General features: G+C 33.6%; 3 protein-coding genes. All 3 read right to left on the reverse strand.

The annotated features are described in order from the left end of the window. Positions 1-36: 36 nt before the first annotated feature. A complete protein-coding gene (locus KI356_RS20520) occupies positions 37-1,239 on the reverse strand; it encodes an iron-containing alcohol dehydrogenase (RefSeq protein ID WP_212936298.1) in 1,203 nt (400 codons plus the stop codon). Positions 1,240-1,326: 87 nt separating this feature from the next. Continuing rightward, positions 1,327-2,766: a GntP family permease gene (locus tag KI356_RS20525; protein ID WP_212936296.1), complete on the reverse strand. Its 1,440-nt coding sequence runs from the start codon at positions 2,764-2,766 to the stop codon at positions 1,327-1,329. Between the two features lie 214 nt (positions 2,767-2,980). Next, positions 2,981-3,630 (reverse strand): HAD family hydrolase (locus tag KI356_RS20530; protein ID WP_212936297.1); only part of this gene is annotated, 650 nt, incomplete at its 5' end.

Below are 3,630 nucleotides of genomic sequence, written 5' to 3' on the forward strand. Positions count from 1 at the left end.
TCATTTCCAAGGAAATTTTTATTGAATTTTCAGAAATTATCTATTAGATTTTTCGGAAAGAGATTCATAATGATAATTAAAACATTCTCGATACAACTGCTTGATTTCATCATAAGAAGGTACTCGTGGATTATTTCCTGGGCTACCACTTGCAATAGCATCTTTTGCCATTTTAGAAATAGCATTTTCAAATTCAACTTCATCAATTCCGTATTCTTTTAAATTAGGAATACAAAGATCAAAGCAAAGTTTCTTAATTTCAGCAATGGTATAATTCGCTACTTCTTCATCAGAATAAGAATACAAATCTTTGTTTAAGCTACGTCCTACTTCCGCTAACCTTTTTACTGCACTCATTTTTGTAAACTCTAAAACTGTAGGTAATAGTATTGCATTCGATATTCCGTGTGGTACATGGAATAATGCTCCCACTGGACGGGACATACCATGAACTAATGTAACAGATGCATTTGAAAAAGCAATCCCCGCTTGTAATGAAGCAATCATCATCGCTTCTCTTGCTTCCATATTATCTCCATCTTCATATACAACACGTAAATATTTCATAATACTTTCAATTGCTGAAAGAGCCAGTACATCTGTAAGGGGTTGTGAAACTTTAGAAATATATGCTTCTATTGCATGGCACAATGCATCTATTCCTGTCGCTGCCGTAATATCGGGTGGTACCGAACATGTTAAAATTGGATCTATAATTGCTACTTGTGGTATAAAACTAGGATGCTTCATCATCATTTTTACATCTGTTTTTTTATTCGTAATTACTGCTACACTTGTTACTTCTGATCCAGTACCTGAAGTTGTTGGAATTGCAATGAGTGGTAGTGGATCATTTTCTATTTCAAAATCCCTTTGAACGTAATATTCAATTTCCCCACCATTAGTATATAATACTGCTACTGCTTTCGCAGCATCAATACAACTTCCACCACCAATACCGATAATAAAATCACACTTTCCTTCTTTACAAATAGTTAACGCTTCTAATACGTGTATATTTGTAGGCTCAGCATTCACTTTATTGTATGTAATAACAGTAATACCTTTCTTATTTAGTTGTTTTATGCACCTTTCAACATACCCTAATTTCTCCATAATTGTATCAGTAACTATAAAAGCTCTTTTCCCAAATTTCTTTGATTGTTCCCCCAGTTTTTCAAGCGAATTTCTTCCATATAATACAGACTTCGGCATACGAAACTCAGCAACTTCTTGCAAGTATTCCACCCCTTCTTACCCTAATTAATATTTTATTATATGAAATATAGATTTGATAAATCTTTTTAGTTCATCTAGTATCTATTTTTAATAGATTCCTGTTAAAGTATAGAACGCGATGACTGCAAATACAGCGACCGTTTTCAAAATTGTAACAGCAAAAATATCTTTATATGATTGCTTATGTGTTAATCCCGTTACCGTCAATATTGTAATAATTGCACCATTATGCGGTAATGTATCCATTCCACCTGACGCCATTGATACAATGCGGTGCATAACTTCTAACGGAATATCATATTGATTGGCCGCTGCAATAAATTTATCTCCCATCGCACTTAAAACAATCCCCATTCCTCCTGATGCTGACCCTGTAATTCCAGCCAAAATATTCGTTGTTACTGCCCCATTTACTAATGGATTCGTAAAAGTTGCAGAGATACTATCTCTCATAATTGCAAAACCTGGAAGTGCTGCAATAACACCACCAAATCCAAATTCAGCTCCTGTATTCATTGTTGCAAGTAGCGCTCCACCAATACTTGTATTCAATCCAGCTTGAAATCCAGTTACTACTCGTTTCCAATATAATAAAAGCGTTGATAAAATCCCAATAATAAGTGCCAACTCTACAGACCAAATTCCAACTACCGCACTTAATTCTACTTTTCCAAATGCTTTCATACCAATAGCTGAGAAATCAAAACCATTTGGATACCACTTTGGTATCATGATTGTGAAAACTTTATTCATTACACCTACTAAAATAAGTGGTACAAACGCAATTACTTGCTGTACTCTTGTAATTTCAATACTGCTTAATATCGGCATATCTTTTTGTTCTAATTGTAAAGATGCTGCCATTTCAGAATTCCCATCGTTAAAACCAAAATACCCTTCTCCTGCTGCTTTTGCCTTCTTACGCCTACTCTCTAAATAAAGTAAACCTAACGTTAGAACAAAGATTGCTCCTAAAATACCAAGTATCGGCGCTGCATAAATATCAGTTTTAAAAAAAGTTGTAGGTATTACATTTTGAATTTGTGGTGATCCAGGAAGCGCATCCATTGTAAATGTTGCTGCTCCAAGAACGATTGTTCCAGGGATTAAACGCTTTGGAATATCCGCTTGACGAAACAACTTAGCCGCAAATGGAAATATAGCAAATACCACTACATACACACTAACGCCGCTATACGTTAAAATAGCCCCCATTAAAACGATCGCTAAAATTGTACGTTTTTCTCCAACTAACTCTACAATCGTCTTTGCGATGGAATCAGCGATTCCTGACATTTCTACTACTTTCCCAAATATTGCTCCAAGTAAAAACACAGGGAAATATAGTTTAATAAATCCTACCATTTTCTCCATGAAAATATTTGAAAAGAAAGGTAATACAAAACTAGGCTCTGTCAAAAATACCGCAAATAATGCAAAAATCGGTGCGAATAATATTACAGAAAATCCTTTATATGCTACAAACATAAGTAAACTAAGTGCTAATAAAATAATAACTAGCTCCAATTATACCCCTCCTCTTAGACTGAAAATTCAATCTTTTAATGACAAACTTCTACAATCATGTCAAACTCTATTCTATCCAGACAAACCTCCTCTATTTATTACAAATTTTTTATGCTAAAAATGTCTAATTATACATATTCGATTACATATGAAAAATCCCTTTAAACAATAACGATTTCATCATACGTTATAAAGGGACTGTTAGTCTCTATATTTACTTCTTTATCAAACTATTTTCTAAACAAAAATGATGTAGTTCTTTTACATCCTTTACTATATGAGTCGCACCAACTTCAGTCAATTCTGTTTCACTACCATAGCCATATAAAATACCAATTGAAGCAATTCCATTATGATTCGCACCAATTACATCGTGCTTTCTATCTCCAATCATAACAATTTCCTCTTTATTAAGCTCTTCATTTGTCTGTAAAATATGAGCAATTATTTCTTCTTTTTTTATTCTTGTACCCTCTAAATTACTTCCAATAATATCTTCAAAATAATTCGTTAGTTGAAAATGATCTAGTACTTGTTTCGCAAATACAGTAGGCTTTGAAGTTGCTACAAACAAGCGATTCCCGGTATTTTTTAATTGTTGTAAGAGGTTTGGAATACCCTCGTATACATTATTTTCAAACAATCCACGCTGTTTTAAATACTCCCGGAAATAAAAAACAGCTCGTTCCACTTCTCCTTCACTCATATTGTATCTCTCTACGAATGATTGTTGAATAGGAGGACCAATAAATGAGTCTAACTCGTTTGCATGTAATTCTTCAATTCCTACTTTTTTTAACGCGTACAAAACTGAATTTATAATCCCTTCTTTCGGATCCGTCAATGTTCCATCTAAATCAAATA

It is taken from the genome of Bacillus hominis (assembly GCF_018332515.1).
GTDB lineage: Bacteria > Bacillota > Bacilli > Bacillales > Bacillaceae_G > Bacillus_A > Bacillus_A hominis.